The sequence below is a fragment of the Flavobacterium sp. NKUCC04_CG genome, assembly GCF_019345525.1.
Lineage (GTDB): Bacteria > Bacteroidota > Bacteroidia > Flavobacteriales > Flavobacteriaceae > Flavobacterium.
The window spans coordinates 1-204 of the sequence record NZ_JAHKRA010000107.1 but is presented as its reverse complement, the minus strand read 5'-3'; the positions used below and the strand labels follow the sequence as shown (position 1 = coordinate 204).

Below are 204 nucleotides of genomic sequence, written 5' to 3'. Positions count from 1 at the left end.
ATATCTAGAATGATGTCACCCCTACGGGGTTGGTTTGGGGATTTGTTTGAAAATAACGGCATCCCACAAGGGGTTGAAAATGTTTATCGAAATACAATGTCCATAATTACGGCAATAACCATATCTAGAATGATGTCACCCCTACGGGGTTGGTTTGGGGATTTGTTTGAAAATAACGGCATCCCACAAGGGGTTGAAAATGTT

At 41.2% G+C, this 204-nt stretch carries 1 protein-coding gene; it reads left to right on the top strand.

Annotated features, from left to right (window positions below; translation table 11 throughout):
* The coding region (locus tag KO524_RS15385) for a hypothetical protein (RefSeq protein WP_219295092.1) at nucleotides 1-204 on the top strand (204 nt) is incomplete at both ends.